23 protein-coding genes and 1 pseudogene are annotated in these 20,803 nt (G+C 34.2%); 5 read left to right on the plus strand and 19 right to left on the minus strand.

Going from position 1 to position 20,803, the window contains the following annotated elements; translation table 11 throughout:
- Positions 1–56: 56 nt before the first annotated feature.
- The 12 genes and pseudogenes from SLH52_RS17910 to SLH52_RS17965 form a co-directional block, all read right to left on the minus strand.
- A complete protein-coding gene (locus SLH52_RS17910; RefSeq protein ID WP_320210637.1) occupies positions 57–524 on the minus strand; it encodes an NUDIX hydrolase in 468 nt (155 codons plus the stop codon).
- Between the two features lie 375 nt (positions 525–899).
- Entirely contained in the window at positions 900–1,790 is an 891-nt protein-coding gene (locus SLH52_RS17915) for a 5'-3' exonuclease (RefSeq protein ID WP_320210638.1), read from the minus strand.
- Between the two features lie 222 nt (positions 1,791–2,012).
- Positions 2,013–2,582 carry a TetR/AcrR family transcriptional regulator gene (locus SLH52_RS17920; protein ID WP_320210639.1) on the minus strand — a complete coding sequence of 190 codons (570 nt, stop codon included), beginning with the start codon at positions 2,580–2,582 and terminating at the stop codon, positions 2,013–2,015.
- Positions 2,583–2,606: 24 nt separating this feature from the next.
- The gene (locus SLH52_RS17925; protein ID WP_320210640.1) at positions 2,607–3,314 is read right to left on the minus strand and encodes an MBL fold metallo-hydrolase; all 708 of its coding nucleotides are present in this window, start codon (positions 3,312–3,314) and stop codon (positions 2,607–2,609) included.
- A gap of 351 nt (positions 3,315–3,665) precedes the next feature.
- A complete protein-coding gene (locus tag SLH52_RS17930; RefSeq protein ID WP_320210641.1) occupies positions 3,666–4,331 on the minus strand; it encodes an HAD family hydrolase in 666 nt (221 codons plus the stop codon).
- Positions 4,332–4,377: 46 nt separating this feature from the next.
- Positions 4,378–5,202, minus strand: coding sequence for an MBL fold metallo-hydrolase (locus SLH52_RS17935; RefSeq protein ID WP_320210642.1), 825 nt, complete (start codon positions 5,200–5,202; stop codon positions 4,378–4,380).
- A 353-nt stretch (positions 5,203–5,555) separates the two neighbouring features.
- A pseudogene (locus SLH52_RS17940) lies at positions 5,556–6,530 on the minus strand (quinone oxidoreductase family protein).
- A gap of 371 nt (positions 6,531–6,901) precedes the next feature.
- The gene (locus SLH52_RS17945) at positions 6,902–7,867 is read right to left on the minus strand and encodes a Gfo/Idh/MocA family oxidoreductase (RefSeq protein WP_320210643.1); all 966 of its coding nucleotides are present in this window, start codon (positions 7,865–7,867) and stop codon (positions 6,902–6,904) included.
- 342 nt (positions 7,868–8,209) lie between these two features.
- Positions 8,210–8,863, minus strand: coding sequence for a FusB/FusC family EF-G-binding protein (locus tag SLH52_RS17950; protein ID WP_320210644.1), 654 nt, complete (start codon positions 8,861–8,863; stop codon positions 8,210–8,212).
- Between the two features lie 435 nt (positions 8,864–9,298).
- Positions 9,299–9,811: a GNAT family N-acetyltransferase gene (locus tag SLH52_RS17955; protein WP_320210645.1), complete on the minus strand. Its 513-nt coding sequence runs from the start codon at positions 9,809–9,811 to the stop codon at positions 9,299–9,301.
- Positions 9,801–10,298, minus strand: a complete 498-nt coding sequence (locus SLH52_RS17960) for a GNAT family N-acetyltransferase (RefSeq protein WP_320210646.1) — start codon at positions 10,296–10,298, stop codon at positions 9,801–9,803. Before SLH52_RS17960 ends, SLH52_RS17955 begins: the two co-directional genes overlap by 11 nt.
- 50 nt (positions 10,299–10,348) lie before the next feature.
- Positions 10,349–12,109, minus strand: a complete 1,761-nt coding sequence (locus tag SLH52_RS17965) for an ABC transporter substrate-binding protein (RefSeq protein ID WP_320210647.1) — start codon at positions 12,107–12,109, stop codon at positions 10,349–10,351.
- 168 nt (positions 12,110–12,277) lie between these two features.
- Here SLH52_RS17965 and SLH52_RS17970 point away from each other — a divergent pair, with 168 nt between their 5' ends.
- Positions 12,278–13,507, plus strand: coding sequence for an MFS transporter (locus SLH52_RS17970; RefSeq protein WP_320210648.1), 1,230 nt, complete (start codon positions 12,278–12,280; stop codon positions 13,505–13,507).
- A 337-nt stretch (positions 13,508–13,844) separates the two neighbouring features.
- Here SLH52_RS17970 and SLH52_RS17975 read toward each other — a convergent pair whose 3' ends face one another.
- The 4 genes from SLH52_RS17975 to SLH52_RS17990 all read right to left on the minus strand — a co-directional run bounded on the left by SLH52_RS17975 (position 13,845) and on the right by SLH52_RS17990 (position 14,958).
- Positions 13,845–13,997, minus strand: a complete 153-nt coding sequence (locus tag SLH52_RS17975; RefSeq protein WP_320210649.1) for a hypothetical protein — start codon at positions 13,995–13,997, stop codon at positions 13,845–13,847.
- Between the two features lie 13 nt (positions 13,998–14,010).
- Complete coding sequence (locus SLH52_RS17980; RefSeq protein WP_320210650.1) at positions 14,011–14,277, minus strand: DinB family protein; 267 nt, start codon at positions 14,275–14,277, stop codon at positions 14,011–14,013.
- 60 nt (positions 14,278–14,337) lie between these two features.
- A complete protein-coding gene (locus SLH52_RS17985; RefSeq protein WP_320210651.1) occupies positions 14,338–14,685 on the minus strand; it encodes a hypothetical protein in 348 nt (115 codons plus the stop codon).
- 66 nt (positions 14,686–14,751) lie between these two features.
- Entirely contained in the window at positions 14,752–14,958 is a 207-nt protein-coding gene (locus SLH52_RS17990) for a class I SAM-dependent methyltransferase (protein ID WP_320210652.1), read from the minus strand.
- Positions 14,959–15,351: 393 nt separating this feature from the next.
- Between SLH52_RS17990 and SLH52_RS17995 the strand changes: the two genes are divergently transcribed.
- Positions 15,352–15,915: a hypothetical protein gene (locus SLH52_RS17995; protein ID WP_320210653.1), complete on the plus strand. Its 564-nt coding sequence runs from the start codon at positions 15,352–15,354 to the stop codon at positions 15,913–15,915.
- A 102-nt stretch (positions 15,916–16,017) separates the two neighbouring features.
- Positions 16,018–16,581 carry a hypothetical protein gene (locus SLH52_RS18000; RefSeq protein WP_320210654.1) on the plus strand — a complete coding sequence of 188 codons (564 nt, stop codon included), beginning with the start codon at positions 16,018–16,020 and terminating at the stop codon, positions 16,579–16,581.
- Positions 16,582–16,853: 272 nt separating this feature from the next.
- Here SLH52_RS18000 and SLH52_RS18005 read toward each other — a convergent pair whose 3' ends face one another.
- From SLH52_RS18005 to SLH52_RS18015, 3 genes are read right to left on the minus strand one after another with little or no spacing between them, the layout of a single operon-like run.
- Complete coding sequence (locus tag SLH52_RS18005; protein WP_320210655.1) at positions 16,854–17,633, minus strand: class I SAM-dependent methyltransferase; 780 nt, start codon at positions 17,631–17,633, stop codon at positions 16,854–16,856.
- Positions 17,630–17,848, minus strand: a complete 219-nt coding sequence (locus SLH52_RS18010) for a helix-turn-helix transcriptional regulator (RefSeq protein WP_320210699.1) — start codon at positions 17,846–17,848, stop codon at positions 17,630–17,632. The genes SLH52_RS18005 and SLH52_RS18010 overlap by 4 nt, the downstream gene beginning before the upstream one ends.
- Positions 17,832–18,209, minus strand: a complete 378-nt coding sequence (locus SLH52_RS18015) for a DUF3796 domain-containing protein (protein WP_320210656.1) — start codon at positions 18,207–18,209, stop codon at positions 17,832–17,834. The genes SLH52_RS18010 and SLH52_RS18015 overlap by 17 nt, the downstream gene beginning before the upstream one ends.
- A 337-nt stretch (positions 18,210–18,546) precedes the next feature.
- On the opposite strand from SLH52_RS18015, the gene SLH52_RS18020 reads away from it, so the two are divergent.
- A complete protein-coding gene (locus SLH52_RS18020) occupies positions 18,547–19,485 on the plus strand; it encodes an ATP-binding cassette domain-containing protein (protein ID WP_320210657.1) in 939 nt (312 codons plus the stop codon).
- Positions 19,475–20,713 (plus strand): ABC transporter permease, encoded by a 1,239-nt coding sequence (locus SLH52_RS18025; RefSeq protein ID WP_320210658.1) that lies wholly within the window; start codon positions 19,475–19,477, stop codon positions 20,711–20,713. The genes SLH52_RS18020 and SLH52_RS18025 overlap by 11 nt, the downstream gene beginning before the upstream one ends.
- Positions 20,714–20,803: the final 90 nt, after the last annotated feature.

Consider the following 20,803-nt stretch of genomic DNA (forward strand, 5'->3'; position numbering starts at 1 on the left):
ATTACCTTTCCTTTGTGTTGTATGCATAATTGTTGTTACTTCTAATTTTTAAAATGTTATTCTCCTTTATAAAGAGCTTCTTTTTGCAAATACTCCTTTATAATGGGGTAATCAGGTGGACTTATATTTTCTGGGAGTTCATTAAGATGAAAAAATTGTAGATCAGCCACTTCACTTACACCCTTCTTACACACACCATCATATGAAGTACATATAAAAACTGAAACTACATTATACACTTCGTCACCATTTGGATATTTATAATAATATTCTTCACCTGAAAAAACATTAAACAGCTTAAGAGACTTTGCTGTTAACCCTGTTTCTTCAAACAGCTCACGTCTTGCCACTTCTTCTAGCGTTTCTCCCATCTCTGAAGAGCCTCCTGGCAACCCCCAACATCGATTATCTTTGCGCAATTGTAATAATACTCTATTACTTTTATCAAAAAGAATGACACATGCACCTACCATAATCAGTGGACGATTACCTACTAACTTTCTTAAATCCATGATATAGCCCATATTTTTTCTCCTCAAACACTATGTTTATTTGCTAAATTTTAGTAATTATATCATATTTTTATACTAGATTTAATAACAAAATGGTTGTTTTCTTTTTATATGAGCTAACCTTCTTTATAACACTGACATTCCTATGAAGCTCCCATACAAATAAATTGTTTTCGCATTGGTTGTTGTTTTTCGTATTAAGAAATAAATACGCATACCAACTTGTATTCATGGCACCTTTAACTCTCTATAGCAGACGAAAGACGCATATCACCTCATTTTACTATTCTAATAAAGTTAGTAAGAAGATTCTTACTAAAATAAAAACACATGAAAATTCGTTACATCTCATGTGCTTACAAGTATGCTATTGCCACGGTTTTTCTACTATCTTTTAACCTTTGCTTTCAATCCATATTTTTCAAACTCTTCGTGAATCATCTCTTCTTCTAATTGAAGAAGAAGTTCAGAAATATCAAATTCATTGATTTGTGGTATATCGACAATAATTTCAGCTAACTTCTTACTTAAAAAAGCCATTTCCTTGCCTGCAATTAATTTTTTCTTATATCGGTTGAAGGACTTATCTAGACCATCAATTTGTTCATATAGTTTATCTATGCCTTCATACATTTTCACTAAAGGAAGTGCTGCTTTTTCACCAACACCAGTGACGCCGGGAATATTATCGCTTTTGTCCCCTAATAATGCCTTCACATCAACCCATTGATTTGGAGATATTTCGTATTCATTATGAAAGTCTTGTAATCTGTAAATGGTATCACCTTTAGATTTAATTGCAATAACTTGTGAAATATTTGGATCTAATAACTGTAATAAGTCACGATCATTACTGTATATATAACACTGCTTTTGATGCTCGCGACTCCATTTTGTTGCTAAAGCCCCTATTACATCATCTGCTTCATAGCGATCTACAGAAATTTGAGAAATCCCAATTTTATCAAGTATTATTTTTGACGTTTCGAATTGCTGAATCAGAGGGTCCGGTAGTTCGCCTCTTGTCGCTTTATAATCTTCAAACATGTCACGCCTAATGACTTCATCACGCTTTACATCCCATACGATTGCTACATGTGTCGCTCGTAGATCTTCAATTAACGCAAAGATTTTATTAAACTTGACTCGTAACGCGTTAATGTATAACCCTTGGCTATTTTTTGCAAGCTGATCCTCATCCCTACCATAAGAAGTTGCAAAATAACACCTACTTAATATATTGAACCCATCTATTAAAAGTAAACTATGGTTTTCCATTTTATTCTCATACACCCTTTCAATAACAGCACTTACTTCCTATCATTTTATCATAACGATGTTGGATATAACTTGCTAAGATGTTGGAAAATCCGGAGACCTATTAACTGAACCATTACGAATCTGGCTATGAATCTACCTCTAATGATTAAAAAATCTTCCGACACAAAACATAGAGCCCCCTCCACGCTCCATACAAACAAGCCTAATCATCAATCACTGTTATTTCTGCATTTTGCTAATACCATTAAGATATGTGCTTACGATATAATGCAGGCTATCATCAAGGCTCAGATTCAATCCAAACCCAGCATGCTGCTCTAATGAAGAAAATCCATGTAAGATGCTCCTTAGACCTCTAACGGTATGAAGTGCGGCTTCATCCTCTAATCGAAAAGTTTGCAGGACAGCTAACACAAGGTTAACGATGTTACGGCTTGCCTTTTGTGCTCCTTCATCAGATGCATCAGGTGCCATTAATGTCGCTTCATATAATCCACAGTTCGAACGAGCAAAGTTCACGTAAGCTTTCGCTAATGAATGTACAGCATCTTCCCCTGCGATCCCTATTACAGCACTTGTCAGTTCATTATGAAGTTTCTCAAGTCCATAAATGGCTAGCTGTTTCCTTAATCCAGGTAATCCATCAATATGGTTATATAATGATGGAGGACGAATGTTCAGCTTTTTTGCTAATACAGCTAATGTTACTGCTTCAAGCCCTTGTTCATTTGCAATCTCTGCTGCAGTTTGTAATATTGTTTGTAAATCTAAACCTGTTCTAGGTGACATGCTCATACTCCTTTGTCAATTGAATTAACCGATCTTTCTTTCAGCTTCTCGAATAGCATGATTCATTGCTGAGGATGGATTGTTTAGTAGGTTTCCATGACCAACTGCTAGTAAGGCTGGTTTATACTTCATTAGCTTCTTTGCACTTTGAAGTGCTTGTTCTTTGTTCCATGTTGCCATTGCTGGGAAGGGGAACGAAACTCTTAATTGTCCAGCAACAGCTATTCCTCCCCTTATTTGAAATGTATCTCCAGCAATTAATGTGTTTGTACGTGTATCTAAGAAGGTTAAGGAACCTGGGGTATGCCCAGGAGTCGAAATTGTTAGTAATGAACCAATTGCATCTCCCTCATTAAGTAGCACATCTGGTTTTGTTTGAATACCTTTAGGAACTCCACCTCGAATAGGAGTGTTTGGTTCATCAGCTTGTAAAGATTTGTCTCCAGCTAATAGTTTAGCATCACGACTTGAGATATAAACCTTGGCATTTGGGAGTTTATTTTTCAAGTTATCTAAACCACCAACATGGTCATCATGGGCATGGGTTAAACATATTTTGGTAATCGGTTTACCAATTGATTCAGCAGTACGCAAAATCTCCTTGAAACTGTAGGGCAAGGCTGCATCAATTAATGTCAATTCATTATCTTCCTCGACAAGATAGCTATTCACAGGCAATAAACGGGGTAAAAACGTCAACTGATACAAATATTTTTCGTGCTTTTTCCTCATTTTATTCTCACCTCATATCCATAAACTAATAACGTTAGTTTTATATTAACTAATGATATTAGTTTTGTCAAACATTATATTTAAAATGGCAGTTTTAGAGATAGACCTTACATAACTTGTTGGCTCCTTTTCTTCTGTACAATGATGACTAACAATATCAAACTATTTTTGGTACTAAATTGATAACAATAGCAACAAATTTTAAAAGAGCCTTTAATAAATAATATGTAAAATGAGCAATATTAGCTATAATCTCCAGTCATTTAGAGCAATAAATTCGACATAAAGAAAATAATTTTAAAAAAGGTAGGACTCCACATATCCGGTGAGTCTTACCTTTTTTAAAGAGTTTCATATTACTTTATTCGCTAAAAAAATCTCCCTGATCTTTTCAACATTATTTGCAATGTAAGTAGGTTTAACATTACTCAGTTCTTCAAATGAGCCGTAACCATATGTGACGCCTATGGAATCAATTCCGGTATTATTCGCGCCGATTATATCATGTTTACGGTCACCAATCATAATAAAATTATTCAGCTCAGTTTCGTTGTACTCATCTAAAACGTGTTGAATAATTTCTGTTTTTGATGCCCTTGATCCATCAAGATTGCTACCAACTACTAGGTCAAAAAACTGTTCTATATGGAAGTAGTTGAGTATTTTTTCTGCAAATACTGTCGGCTTTGAGGTTGCTACAACTAACTTATAATTTTGTTCCTTAAGTTGACTTAACAGGCGAGGAATATTTGGATATAGGACATTCTCAAACATCCCCTTGTCCTTGAACCTCTCTCTAAATAATTCAATTGCTCGTTCAATTTTCTCCTCATCAAACTGATAATAATCTGCAAAAGAAACTTGTAAAGGTGGACCAATAAAGCATTCAAGCTTATCGAGATCATCCTCATCAATATCCATGTTCTTCAATGCATATTGAACTGATTTGGTTATGCCTATTTTAGGATCTGAAAGTGTTCCATCTAAATCAAAAAGAATTACTTTGTAATTACCCATGTTCAAGTCCTTTCTTAGCACATTGTATTTTTCTATTCTACTAACGTTATAAGATTCCTAGCTCTTCACTTAATAATTGCTGGTTTTCCTTATGAAAATCTTTCATCATTCTAGGAAAGCGATATTTCTCTATCATTTTTTCAATTTGCTCCTTGTTGTTTTCCTGGAGCAACGCTCTAAGTTGTTTTATGTACGTCATTGATTCTAGTTTTCTTTGTTTGATAATGGACTTGTCTTCAGTTACAGCCCCATGCCCTGGAATCATTAATTTGATATTGTGCTGCTCTAAAATTTCGTCTACTTTATTTAGCGTAAGTTCATACGCTTTACTACTATGGTATATGAGAGGGAATTCGCAATCTGAAAGATAGTCACCTGCTAGAAAAATGCCTAGAGGTTCAATAACTGTGAATAACCCACAATCAGTATGACCTTGCGCTTTATAAAAAGTAAGTGTTGTACCTTCTACAGTCAATTGCTCTCCATCCACTTGAATGACATGGTTTACTTTTGGATAAGTAATTTCATACCCTCTCTCAATGTAGTTCCTATCATCGAAGGAATAGATTTGTTCAAGAATACGTTCCTTTTCCTTATGGTCTTTGTTTACTAGCTCAAAACTAGCAACGATCGTTGCATCAGGAAAAGCTCCATATCCGATAATATGGTCCCAGTCCGAGTGAGTAAATAATAGATATAACTTTCGATCGCCTTTATTTCGATATACATATTCTTTTATTTGTTCTACCTCAGCTGGTAACCATGTTGGGTCAACAACTAATACAAATTCTGGCATCTCAATAACTGTTGATGTCGTTTGAAATAATGCGCTTTGAAACACTGTAATATATTGATTTTTAAATATTATCATCTAACTCCCCCTCGTTAAGTCGATCTTTCCATACGCTATATTCGATAGTCATTGTTTTAAACGTACACGCAAATTGATTTGTATCGTTCTTAGTACAATAACATTATGGCTCTTTTTGTAAACTTTGTTGCTATAGAGACTCACTTAGGACAGCAGCAAATAAATTTTTGCAATTGACTATATGTTAAAAGAGAATGACTTGATTTGTACGTACTTATTTCTTAGGGCAACAGCAACAATCGATGCGAAAATAGCCTTAAATTAATGAGAAAATACTCCTTATAAAAAACCCTATGCTTGTAGGCTAGTGCCAAAACAAATTCAACAATTGACAATCTCTTACTATTATAAGGTTATCCTCTGATCGTTAATAGTACCTTTCCTATATTCCCTCTTGATTCAATATATTCATGGGCTTTCCTTGCTTCTTGTAAAGGAAATTCTTTGCCAATTTTCATCGTTAATTGTTTGTTTGATAAATATCTTATGATTTGCTTAGCTGCTTGTTCTAACAACTGAGGCCTTTCCTTTCGTATGGTACCTAAACTGAACCCTAGTACAGATCTGCAACTTGAGTGAATCTCACTTGTTTGAAAATGTCCTACTTCACCACTGGAATTTCCAAATTGGATCAGCCTGCCATACTTCGCTAAGCATGCTAAACTTTGTTCAGTAATCCGACCAGCGATAGAATCTAAAACAATATCTACACCTGTCCCATTCGTAAGCTCTTTTACTTTGTTTGAAAACCCATCATATAACATTACCTCATCAGCCCCAGCTTCTCTCACAACTGAAAATTTAGCCTCATTGCTAACCGTACCAATCACTTTTCCTGCACCTAGTAACTTTGCCAATTGAATCGCTGTTGTCCCTACTCCTCCTGCGGCCGCATGTATAAGGACCGTCTCCTCTTTTTGAACCCTAGCAATATCATGAAGTAGCTTATACGCTAAGATTGAAACTGTTGGGCAAAGCTGCAGCTGTTGAAAAATCAATATCTTCATGAAAAACAAAGGTTAATGATTCTTTAGCCACCACGTAATCAGCATAGGAGCCATTTGAAGGAAACGCGATCACTCTTTGGCCAACAAATATCCTCTCAACTTCATCCCCAACAGCTTCCACCGTTCCTGCTACATCCAAGCCGATCGATAACGGAAAGCTTCCATGACCTTTGTTCCCTTTTCTTTTTTTATGTCTGCAAAATTAACACTCGTTTTCTCTACACGAATTAATACTTCATGTGGACCTGCGACAGGAATTTCAACATCTGTTAATTCAAGTACTTCAGGACCACCAAATTGATTAATAACAATACTCCTCATTTCTATCCACCTCTATAATCAATTTCCATAGAATACCACATCAATTATTTTATCTTACACTATAAAAAATCTATAATAGCAATATGTTATTACAGCGAATAAGAATTAATTATTATACGTTCTTTTATGAAAAAAAAGAGACAGGGTATGTATGATGTAGATTATTATAATGGGAGTCTGAACAAGTTTTCAGGATAGCTTCCTCGTTCTTGCTGTCTTCATTAGGTGTGTATTCAAGCGCTTATGAATTCTTCACTAACTGTTGTAGGAGATGCTCCATAGTGATTTGTCGATATGCAACCCAATAGTGGATTTTCACCATCTAGATATGCCATGTATGGCATATAAAAAAAGAGACACAAATAGTGCCTCTACTTCGCCATTAAAATATCATCTAACACCTTTTGAACTGCATAACCTTCTTTAAAAGATACTAGCTTAGCTGCATCGCCTTTGATCGCCTTCACCAGTTCGTCTACTACGTTTTCTTTGTCAGCACTATCAATCGGAATGATGTTTCCATTGTCATCAGCTCTAGTCTGTGAAAGGGTTCCCCAATTTTCAATTTCCAATGTTCCTTGGTCTCCGAAAACTTTTAAAGAAAGGTCCTCCTTTTGACCAATACCTGCTAAGCCGTTAAATAGAACGGGAATTCCACCTGATAGCTTCATAGAACTGATAAAGCTTGTTTCACACAAGTCCTCATTTTCAGGATATTCAACACTTGATCGAACAATGCTCATTTCCCCGAAAACGTCATGTATGATTTGAATAAAATGAGGAGCAACTTCTCGAATAAATCCTCCTTGTTCCCTGCTAGAAATCCATTCGTTTTGCTGCCATTTGCGAGGCCACTCCGTAAAGTGCAAGTTAAGCTCAACTTTTTTTACCGACCCGAGCTCACCATCCATAATCTTATTTTTGAAAACTTGGAATGCCTGACTATATACCATTGGAAAATTCATGGCATGCACAATATTAGTTTTTTCAGCCTCTTCAACCATTTCCAATGCTTCTTCAGTAGAATTTGCAAGCGGCTTTTCGCATAGCAGGTGTCGGCCGTTTCTTATTACATCTATTGCTATTTTATGATGGAATTTAGGAGGAACTCCCACATAAATTAACTGAATACTTTCATCCTTAAGCATATCTAAATGATCCAAGTATAGAGATACATTTGGCAATTCATCCTTAAATTTGTTTAAACTATCTGCGTTTCGATCACAAAGTGCCGCAATATCGATTTCATTATGCTGTTGAAATTGTCGTAACACTCTTTCACCGATTGCTCCCATACCAATTAAACCTACTTTTATTTTTCCGCTCAAAACCGTCACCTTCTGTCTCGTTGTTTTATTAGGCTTTTTCGTAAACTTTATAGCTATTTAGTAAGGCTTTCGTTTCGGAAGTTTTGTTGCTATTGTTCCTAAATTTGAAGGTAAAGATGTTGTTTAACGGAACAGTTATCGTTTTTAAAAAAGAAAAGATGCCACGAAAGCTAGTTGTATTCATTTTTAATTGTTGTACGAAAAACAACAACTTATGCGAAGACAGCCTTTAGCTAAAAGATACGAAAGGGCAGAAGATTTCTGCCCCTTAATGCTCATTTTCCACAGCACGGGCGGTGAGCATCCATAACACCTTCCTCACTTTTTCCGTGGTTTCAAACACATTGGAGGTTAACCTCTGACATTTCGAATAAAGCTTTCTAAATTTGATACATCTGTTATGTTCTGATTACACTCTTCACTGTTCATACACATATAGTTTCCATAAGATTTATAATAATCAGGTGAAGCATTTTTAGGTTTTGTTTTAGATATTGCTGAAACGAACACAACCTTACTGAATCCTTTACATAACGAGCATATATTCTTTTTGTTCGTTATAGTAAAGTTACCTTCTACACCAATTAGTTCATTGTCTAGCTCATAAACGATAAACAGTTTATTTTTTGATATATCAAGCCAACCGAGATAGGTCAAGAATCGAAAATCTATACTTGCTAAATCAGGTAGCTTAAGTTTTTTATTTTTAGAGAATAGTTTTGTTAATTGTTTTTTAGTCACTTGTGGAAATTCCAACAGCAATGGCTCTAATGAATTTATATACTGCTGAAACTCCTCAGCTGTTTCTAAATCAGACATTTTCCTTAACAATTGATCTTGTGAAACCGTCGTATGAGAAGTAGCATCAAGAACTTTAGATAGCGCACTATACTTCGCTACTTCCATTACATTTAGATCAGCCGTAGTCTTTAAAGCATGTTGAATAATCCCTGCTTGTCTCTGAATTAGATTATATTGATGGTTCCTAATAAATGGTTTGTTCATAATATCATCCGCTCCTTATTTTATAAATAAAATGAAGGTGCAAAACCACATTTAGGAACGAGCTTATACGGGCGACGTTAAGAGGTTGCTTAAGCTTTGAACACTCGAGTTACCTCAATGTCCACCCATGCAAAGAATCGCCCCCAACCGCAGGCTTTGCATGGGACATATTTAACTTTGGCAAAGATAATTCGTTTGCCATTTTTCATCCACCCCCTTAATTGTTCATTATATATAAAATTCAGTCTTCATACATCATTCTTAAAAATTTTTCTCGACTTACACAAATCTCTCTGCTATTTGGTATTATATCAGAGGAATAAAAATTTGACTGCGTTAAAACTCCAGAGGGTTAAGATACTATTCCATGAACCTAAACCATGACCACCAGTCTGTTATATAGTAATGGAAGCGCGCCTTACTCGACATAAAAACCTATGAGAAAATATAGTCTATGTCACTCCACCCATAAACGACTTCATTCAATCTCTTCCCGGCTATTTCAATTTCCAACGAGTCAATTTTTTTACCACCAAGAGCTTCATAAAATTGACACGCGCTATTTTCTTCCAAGACGAACACAACCATACTATGTATCTTTAATTGTTTTAGATGTTCGATAATTGGCATTATAAGTTGTTTCCCTATGCCACATCCTTGATATTCTTGTAACAGATAGATGGCATATAACTCTCCCTCGTAGCCATCATACTGTCTTGACCTTTCCCTTCCACCATTTGCAAAGCCCACAATTTGACCTTGATTATTTTCCGCAACATATACATTTCCACTTGGGACAATCTCTTCCCATAATTGTTCCCGTATTGTATAGGATAAATTGTTTAAATACTCGTCTGGTACAACATGCTTGTATGTAGTCTTCCAACTGTCTACATGTACTTTTGCAATAGACTTTACATCTTTTAAAACTGCTTTTCTAATTTTCACCTTTTCTCTCTCCATCACTATTCAGACTTAGCTCCCAACGTTCCTCAACCATATTAATGTTAGATAAAACAACTTCTTGTGTTTCTACTATTTTAAATCCAAACTTTTTATATAGATTTCTTGCAGCTGTTAAGTCACTATTTGTCCACAAAATTATTTTCTTATACTTTTTTTCTATTGAGAATTTGATGGCTGTCTTTATTAGTTGGCCACCTATACCTAAACCTCTTGAAAGGGGGTCTATAAGAAATAAACCTAGCTGAGCAATTTCGCTATCGAACTGACTAATACAAACTGAACCTTTCAGATCTCCATCTTTATCTACTACCCATATATTTTCTCTAACATGGGATCTATTGACGATATCCCAAACTTTTTTCTGAATAAATTCTTTAAATGATTCATCATAATGGAATTCCTTATGATAAATCTCGTAATGAGCACTAATAATATAATTGATATCTTCAAGCTTATATCTTCGAATCACTGTTATTCCCCTTTGAATAAAATATAGCTTAATATATGTTGTACCATGACCTATGTTGGATTCCCAAGTTGACCAGCTCTCTTCCATACCTTCCGATAATCGACTCTTCCGTTACTATCGAGTTCTAAATTTACATATCGACTGTTTTTAGACTTGTACACAGTATGATAACGATGGTATAAAAAATAGATAGCGTAGTTTCCTTTCAAATACTCTTCTGTTTGAAAGTACGTTTTCCATCGGTCAGATTCATCAGTTAATTGTTGTATGTATGAAACTTGTCGGTCAACGTATTGCTTCATTGGTTCATTTAGAAAGTGATAAATATTTATGACTTGTGATTGAAGTGCAGTAATTACTGATAATAGCTGGTCATCTGCAAGAGCAATCCCTCCGACAAATAGATCAAAATCTTGAAACTCTTCATATCCACTAAAACGATGAAAATCTACTAGTTCAATATGTGAAGTGATATTTACTTTAAGTAATTGCTTTTGCAGGATTTTGGCTTCCTCCTCAAAGTTTACTCCATCTCGAATTTGTTGCACTCCAATCTTCAGTATTATTTCTGTATCACTTACCATGCTACAATTCTTAACATTAGTAACACTGCTTTCAATAGACCGATCAGTTACAAAACTACACGCAGCTCGTCTAATTTCTTTTTCGGCTAAATAATCCTGCTGATTTAACGAGCTACTGATTACCTCACGAAAATCTTGATCTCTCAGTGGCCCATTTTTCTTACAGTTAAATGCAATAAAGGCTGCTCCTTTTTCTAGCATTCTTACTTGCTCCCATGATTCGTCTAAAGAATGTAATAATAACGGAAGTCCCTCATCTCCTTTAAATGGAGTTGGAGTTTTAATAATCTCTATTCTATCTAACCACGGCCTAACTCCAAAATATTTAGCAAATACCTCTAACCGAATTTTATTTTCATTGTGTTGCGTAATTTTATAAGGTCCACTTCCAACAGGAAATCTACGGAAGTTCCCATAATCATTTTTAACCACTTCTAGAGGTACAATGGAGAATTTCATTCCCGATAAATGACGCGGAAATAAATAATCAACATTCTTTAATTGAAACTGGATAACATCCTTGTCAATTATTTCTATATATTCTATGTTAGTCATAAGAATATCCTTTTTCGGATACCTACTAAAAGTTAATTTTACATCCTCACTTGTTAACGCTCTACCATGATGAAACTTTATCCCTTTGTGTAAATAAAAGGTCCACAGCTTTCCATCAACACTTTCCCAGCTATGGGCAATACTTGGTATTAGCTGACTTGTATTTGGATCATATTCTACAAGCCTATCAAAAATTTGTTGTACCATATGGGAATCGTGACGGGATTGAATATGTAGTGGATCCATCGATAAATCAGTTTCATAAAAAGGGTATGTCAGAATATCTAAATTTTCGCCAGCTTTATTTCTTTGTTGTAGTCGTGAGAAGCCTACATGCTTTATAAACCACTCTTGGATATCAATTCGTGAAGAATCACCTAAATTTTCCACAATGCGAAATGCTTGTTGATATTGACCTTGTTGAATTTTTTGTTTTGCGTAATTGAGACAAAGCTGCTCCTTAGAATAAATAATCGTAATTGTTGGCTTCTTCCCTCGCCCTCTCTGTACTTTCCAATTAATATAACCTTCTTCATTTAAATACTGAACAATCGTTTTCACATGACGTTCTGAACAAGTTAAGAGCTTAGATATCTCAAAAATGGTTGTTTCATTCCCAACTCCAGGTTTAAAGTGTTCAGTAAGTTTTATTAAATAATCAAAGTATTTCATCTTTCCCCCCAATAAAAGGTGAACAGTTTAATTTAAACATCTCACTTTTTATTCACCTTTTTATATTTTACACTACTAATGCGTGTTTAAAAAAGAGGACAACAACGACTGAGAAAGAAAGGGGAAGAACACCCTCAACTACTACACTAAACGACAAGGGGGATATGAATGGCCGTTCAGACCACACAACAGCGGAGCGCTCAATTAACATTATGGAGAAATAAAGACTTTCTACTTATTTGGTTTGGTTCAATGATTTCAAATTTCGGCATGCAAATGTATATTATTACAATCCCATTGCTCATTTATGATATAAGTCAATCAGCACTAGCGATGAGTACTATGCGTGCGATAGAGTTTTTCCCAAATATTTTCATTGGGATGATTGTGGGCGTGTTTGTAGATCGATTTAATCGCAAAAAAATGATGGCCTGGACGAGTTTTATACAAGTTGCATCAATGACTGGAATTATCTTACTACTCATGACCAATCAGTTGGCCATCTGGCATTTATACATACTAGGATTTATTCTTTCTTCGGCAGGATATACATTTGGAAATGCTAACCATTCAGTTTTACCACAAATTGTTACAAAGGAACAATTAACTTCTGCAAATGCACAAATGTCATTCGTTAATACTTTTATCCAAATGATCGGGCCTGGATTAGCTGGTGCTGCTCTACTAGTATTTTCTTACACTTCAACTTTGATGGTATACATGGTATGTTTATTCATACTTCACATTTGTGTACAGTTTATCAGTTTGCCTGCAGATAACCGCGCAACAAAACAGCATAATTCAATGTTACGTGATATAAAGGAAGGTATTGATGAACTGTTCTTTAATAAGACGTTATTAACACCAACAATCACCATACTATTTGTAAATTTCGCAGCGAGTCTTGTAACGGGGGTACTTATTTTTTATGTAAAAGATCAACTAGGAGCTACATCTGCTCAAGTCGGGTTAATGTTTAGCATTTCTGCTATTGGAGGGTTACTAGGTGCTGCGATTATTAACCACATTCGTAAACAATTTGGAAGAGGAAACATTTTTACATTTTGTTTACTCATTGATGCATGTGCAATGGGGGTACTTATAGTTGCTCCAACATGGTGGGCAATTGGAATTTCACTAGCCATCCGCACGTTTGCAATTACAATGAGTAATATTGTATATTTTACAATCCGACAAGAATTTACACCTAATCACCTATTAGGTCGTGTTTCAGGTACATCATCAATGCTTATGAAACTTACACTACCTCTTGGATTATTCATTGCAGGTTTGTGGGCAGAGTGGTTTTCAGTAAGAATTTTATTTGTTTTCTCAACACTAATTATCCTAATTATGTTTATAAGGCTTTATTTTCATTCTTTTCGGAAGCTACAATAGTTAAATAATAGTGAAAGAACAGGCGGAATCACCAACCCACCTGTTCTTTCACTAATTATTACTTACTTAAAACTTGAAATATATCACCCACATAGAAAAGATGATTAACTATTTGAAGTAGTTAAAGCATCTTTACATTTCATCTTTTTTCCAACAGTAGCGATAATATGTTTCAACTATAAATCTTTTCTTACCGTAATTTAATAAGTAACTTTCTACATATTGCTGGCTTAATCCACCCACATCTAGTCATGCCTACTATACATATGTACGATACATGCACGGCTGATGAATGATATAGATATTACTTATTTATGAACGAGACAAAACTTATAAATTACTCAAATAAAAGAATATTAGGATCCTGCTTGTAATAATGAACAAGTGTCGCATGTAACTGCCCTCTATGATGATATAGGTGAGCGACAATTTCTAATAACCAATCAAAACGGGTATATGTAACTCCCCAGTATGAAGTAGTCCTCACCATTAATTCTTCCTCACTATATAATGCGTTGGTTAATTTCCTCTTTGCTACTAATTACTTTTGATGAATAATAACTTTCCATTTCTTCAATCGTCTTTTCATCTGAAATATGTAAATCAGCTTCACAAATCATTGCAATATGTTTTAGTAGTTCACCGATTGAATGTTTATTTTCAGTAGGTCTTCTTGCTAAATCAGTATCTTCGAGCTTGTCAAGTATGTCACATATTGATTGAGCAAAAACATTTATTTGCCTAAAGGCACTTTCACAAAATAGATTCATAACTTCACCTCAGTTAACGCTCCTAATTGAGTGTCTATATTTTAGTAACTATTTGTTATTTTATAGATAAGATATCCACCAAAAACATTGACCAATCGTTATGTCTAAATTTCTAGCATAAGGTGTAAAAATTTCACCCAATTCAGCTTCGTTATAATAATTTTTAATTACTTCATATTGCGAACCGTTTTCTAATGTTCTTAATTTATATGTATCTTTACTACCTGCTTTTTTAATTAGGGAATCACCAAATGATTCAATATATATATTATCAGCCAAAAATATTTGTGCTCCTGTACCAACTCGTGTATGAAGTTGTTGTAAGAATTCTTCAATTTGAATTTTAGGAATATGAGAGAACCAAAAGTTAGCAAAACTCGCATTAAAATTACCTTGAACTTTTTTCAATTCGTAAGCATTTGCCTGCTGAAAAAGAACTTTATTAGACGGTAGATTTTTTTTTTACTGCTATCTCTAATACTTCACTTGAAAAGTGGATGCATCTTGAGCAACAAACTGCGTCCAATAACCCGTTCCACACGCAACTTCTAGCACATGTTTGTTTACAAAAAGTGTACTCATCGATTCACGAATCGCCGCTTGCTCCTTCTGCCGTACTTCATCATTTCTGTAATATATCCTTTCATACTCTCGAGCACGATTACTATAATATAAGTTCAATTGAATTCCCCCTTTGCACAAATTGGTTTATTTTAACATAACAAATAGGCTATTTCAATCCAGCTATACATCGTTTTGTTTTGGTTGATTTTTTCTGAAAAATTACAGTAAAATGTTTTGTTATGAATACTCATTAATTATAAAAGTAGCAAAAATGCCATAAAATCTTATTGCATACAGATAGTGTCACCCAGCACCGACCATTAGTGAATTTACTTTTTTATTTTGTTGAAAATGTTGTTATTTTTTTAAATATTATGGAACTTTTTCTATTTAGTTCCGTAAAAATAATCAGATAAATGAAAAAAGTGCTATTCAGTACATAAGATTTTTAATTATCTGATAGTTAATAACCTATATTTCAACATAATTACTACAAATTGGAGTGATAGTATGTTTTCGGAAAGGCACAATTTGATGTTTGCAATAGGGTTGGTGTTCACTTTATCTAGTATAATCGCTCCTGTTTATCTTTATTTTTTCCAAGGGTTATTTAGTATAGCTGACAATTTAAACCATTCATGGTATTTCACCCCTCTTACTCCAGGGTACATAATGCTAGCCATAGGATTCGGACTGATTGGAGTGGGGCTATTCATTTATGTCTTTTTAGTAAGTAAATTAGTGAAAAAGATAATTACAAGAACAGTACTAGTTATCTTTACTACTGCCTCAATCGTTTTGATGTATTTTAGTTTGCATAGTTACTTATATATGACAACTGATGGGATATTACTTAATGATAAATTTTCATTAAAAGAAGAGTTATATAAATGGGAGGATATTGAGGCTGCTTCTTTTATTGGCATTGGTAATGGTCATAAGGTTATTAAGCTTACATACACGAACGGAGTAGAGCTTGAGCTTCAGGATGCAGTTTACAAAAATAATATGAAGAAAATTTTAAAGAAACATGAAGTAGCAATCGGAGTCAGTAATGAAAATGATAGGAAATAGTTCGTCCTTGTTTACTACTTTTCTCAATATGAATTTCACTACTATATTGCAAAAATAGTAGAAAAATGGTAAATTTTTTATAACTTTGAAAAGGGGGATAATATGTATTCATCTAAACACACTATACTATTTTCAATAGGAGTCATTTTATTATTATCTTGCTGGCTAGCTCCTTTTTTTATTATTCGGATTTTTCAATCATTGCTTGTTGAAGGTTTGGAATATTCATGGTATTTTGCGCCGAACCTATCAGCATACTTTCTAATGGGAATAGCTTTAGGTCTTATAGGGCTAGCCTTAATGCTTTATGTTTTTTTATCAAGTAAAAAGGTGAAGAAGCTTATTACAAACAGTATGATGCTGATTGTAACTGTTATATCTGCAATCTTGATCTTCTTTGGTATGAATGATTATCTTTATATGACAAATGATGGTATCGTAGTCAATCAAACCACCTCTACAAAAGAGAAACTATACAAATGGGAAGATGTTGAAACTGCTAATTTAATTTCGAAAGAAAATGGAAAAAGAGTGATAGAATTTAAATATAGCAATGGTGATGTAAATGAATTCCGTGATAGGGTTTATATCCACAACGGTCAAATGATCAACCATATATTAAGAGGTAACGGTGTTGTAGTAGAGTTCATTAACAATAGCAAATAATGTTGGGACATTTAAGGTGCTGTCTCATAAGCCAAATAGCTTATGAGGCAACGCTCTTACAGGTACATTATGAATTACTCTATACAATGTCATCACCTAATCTTATTTTCTTCCTAAAATCATTTAATTAATCTATCTCACCATTCAGCCATGTATAAGTATTTATAAATCATGGCATGAAAAGCTACATTGATAATTAAACCTTTCATTCTTATATTCTAAAAATGATTAAATTCGATTCTTGTTAGAGAGCTTAACCAAGTGATTAAGGACTATACTTTCTTACAAACATAGATCATTTCTTGACTACTTTCATTTAACGGAGTTTGATCCCAAGAGCCGTATTCATCTATAATAGTGAACCCATGTTGATTTAATAACCTTTCCATTTCTAGAGGAAAGACAAAGCGTAACGAAATACTATCTTTTTCTGTAGTAATCACACCTCCATCATTATTAATAATTTCTCTTCGTGATTTACAATGTAAAACTTGCGTAAGAGAATGATACGACTCACTGCGATATTCAACTACGCTTCGGTTACGCTTATCAATATACGTAGTTTTCTTTTCCGCTTTGTCGTCCCATTCCCTTACATTTGGATACCGTGTTCCAAAAATAAATATCCCTTGTTTTGAAAGATTACTATGTACCGAAGTTAATAATTGATCTTGTGAATCATTCGTTAAAAAGTGTTGAAAGGAATTTCCCGTCATGTACATAAATGAGCTATTATTTTCTAACGATAGCTTCGTACAATCCTGCATCATCCATTGAATTGAAAACTTCGTATCATTCGTTTTCTCTTTTGCTCTTTTCAACATACCCTCATTTATATCGATACCTATCATACTAAAGCCACGTTTAGCTAATGGTATCGTTATTCTACCTGTACCACAGGCAAGATCAACAATCGTACCTTGCTGCTTCTCTGCCCATTCCAACAGTAGTGGTAAATCTTTCATATAATGTTCAAACTGGAGGTCGTAGTATTCTGGATCTCGATATTTTTCCATGTTATCTTCAAAAATATTGTTTTTGTGTTTGCTCATATTGTTACCTCGTTCTCATCTTTAAATGAAAATAACTCTTCTACAGTCGTATTTAATATTTTTGCGATATCCATTGCTAATTTAAGAGACGGATTATATTTACCGTTTTCAATATTCCCTATTGTCTCACGCCTTACACCAACAGCGTTAGCAAGCTCACTTTGTGAAATGTTGTGCTTAGCCCTATATTCTTTCATTCTAGTGATCAAAATCAATGCCATTGTGTAAACCTTTCTTCTCTCTTCGTTCGTATACCTCCAACATAGTAAAAAAAATCAGTACTGAAGTAAGAAATGGAAATAATAATATTAACCTAAGAAATGCAGGATTTGTAATATTTGATGAAAATATGAAGATAACAAAGGTCATAATCATGCCGATAAAGAAAGCTTTTGTTGCAGCATTTTTTACATGTAATTTAAATAATTCATCTGGAATAACCTTTGCATATAAAAAGAGTATAAAGAAAACCCACATGAATGCAGCATTGTCTGATATAGGTCCTAACACTTTAAAGGGTCCTAAAAAACCTAAAAAGCCTAAAAAGCCTAAATAAGCTAATTTATTTTTAAACATTTGTTCCTCCGTGTGATATATTTTTAACATCATGTTATAAATATATCACATGTAGCATTATATTCCAATAAATTTATAAAATGTATAGGATGTTAGAGCCATTAACAGTTGTTGCTCAAATACCCAATTTTCAATTATTTCTCCGTAATAGTTAGACCATCTCCCATTACCGTTTGGTTTATCTAATTTTTCATATCTCCACGTTTCGCTATTTCCCACCTCTGGTAGATCAATAGTCTCTAAAACTCCCTCATATGTTCGACAAATTATGACACTACTTCACTTTAAATTATGGTAAATTAATAAGCCGTAGATTTAAAAAAGGGGGAAAACAGCTATGACTGAAGTGGTTCTCAAAGTTAATCAGCTAGGGAAGTATTTCAAGAAAAAATCCATCATTCAAGACATTTCATTTGAGGTCCACAAAGGAGAGATCATGGCCATCCTAGGGCCTAACGGTGCTGGTAAGTCAACAACGATCCGAAACATTATGGGTATTTTGTATCCTGACGAAGGGTCAGTAGCTTTCAATAATCATGCTGAAAAGGAAATTCCACGCCACAAAATTGGCTATTTACCTGAGGAACGTGGGCTCTATAAAAATGTTACTGTGATGGATATCCTGCTTTATTTCGCAGAGCTCAAGGACTATCCAAAAAAGAAAGCCAAACAACGAGCTTTACACTATCTTGCTAAACTAGGATTAGAAGGAAAAGACAAGGTTTCTGTTGAAGAATTGTCAAAAGGAATGGGGCAGAAAGTTCAGTTTATTGCTTCAATTATTCATGAACCTGAATTATTAATATTGGACGAACCGTTCTCAGGATTAGATCCTGTTAGCCAAGAGCTATTCAAAACAGAAATTAAAGAATTGGCTAACAATGGTACAGCTATTCTATTATCTTCTCACCAGATGAACTTAGTTGAGGAGCTATGTGATCGTTTATTTATGATTCACAAGGGGCGAAAAGTTATTTCTGGAACGATGGATGAGGTGAAAACACAGTTTGCAAACTTTAAATGTACGATTCTAGGAAATAATGACCTTGCCACATTAGAAAATATTCCTATGGTTGAACGTGTGGAACAGCATGAAAATACGTCTATACTTTATCTATCCCAACATGTAAGTATAAACAGTTGGTTAAAGGAAATTCCAAACGATCTAAACATTCAAGAGTTATCAATTGACCGTATTTCACTTCATGAAATCTTTGTTGATATTGCAACCGATAATCAATTACATCAGTCAGTAGGTGAAGCTAATGCGCAATAGTATGAAGGTAGCTAAATGGGAATTTAAACGCAACATTAAGAATAAATCTTTTTTAATCTCACTTATCATAACACCAATCATTTTTATCTTATTTGCAACATTACCTTCTTTATTAGAAGGGCTTGGAAATGACGATGAAGCAGTAACTGTCTATCTTTATGATGAACTGAACATCATGCCTCAAATTGAAGAGATTATAAAACAAGATGAATCCATAAATTGGTCCATCAAAAAAACAACATCAAATGAAGCAACAATGCTTGAGCAACTTAAAATCGAGGAAAATACAGCTTATATTCCATTGTCGAAATCAATTTTATTAAATGGAAATATACAAGTTTACACTAGTAAAGGTATAAACGATGATTTCTCAAGAGATCTACGTATCTTTACCCAACCGCTACAATTATCAAGGTTGAATCAACTAGAATTAACCTCTGAGCAACTGCAAGTGGTTACAAGTGAAATTGTATTTTCACCTGTGTTAATAGAAGATACAGCTAAGGAAGGAACTAGCGCAACAGCTACTAGTCAAGACCCTCTAAAAAGAATTATTCCTGGACTATTCGCTGGCATAATTTTGTTTTCGATAAGCATGACAGGAATGATGATATTCCAAAGTGCATCTCAGGAGAAAAAAGAGAAAGTAGCTGAAATTGTATTATCATCTGTAACGCCAGTAGAGCTAATGCAAGGTAAAATCGTTGGTTATTTTTGGTTGGGAATGACTCAAGTAATTGTTTGGTTAGGGATCATTGGCCCTATAGTAGTCTTGAATTTCGATGAAATCCCAATCATTGAATATTTATTAGTTCCAGAGCTATTACTGTTATTATTCATCGCGATTGTTGGTTACCTTCTATATGCTGCTATATTTGTAGGATTAGGAGCAACAGTAGAAGATGTAAATTCATCTAGTAATTTTCAAGGGCTTGTATTGATGTTGCCATTTATGCCGCTTATATTTATTGGCCCTATTTTAGATAATCCATCAGGATTAGCTGCTATAATTGGCACGTATATTCCGTTTTCTTCACCTACAGTCCTATTAATGCGCCTTTCAATGCTAGAGGTTTGGCCATGGAAGGAGATTATTATTTCATTAGTCTTATTACTTATAAGCGTTTGGTTGTTAATGAAAATCGCTGGGAAAATATTTAAAGTTGGTATTTTAATGTATGGTAAGAATGCTAGCCCGAAAGAAATTTGGAAGTGGCTAAGAGCATAAATTACAAAAGGGGCTGTCTACTAAGTCAAGTTTCTTGACTTATAGACGCCCCTGTTCAATATTTCTACTTTGAATATTATTTCTTTTTAA

Source organism: Cytobacillus sp. IB215665 (assembly GCF_033963835.1).
Classification (GTDB): Bacteria; Bacillota; Bacilli; order Bacillales; family SM2101; genus Nanhaiella.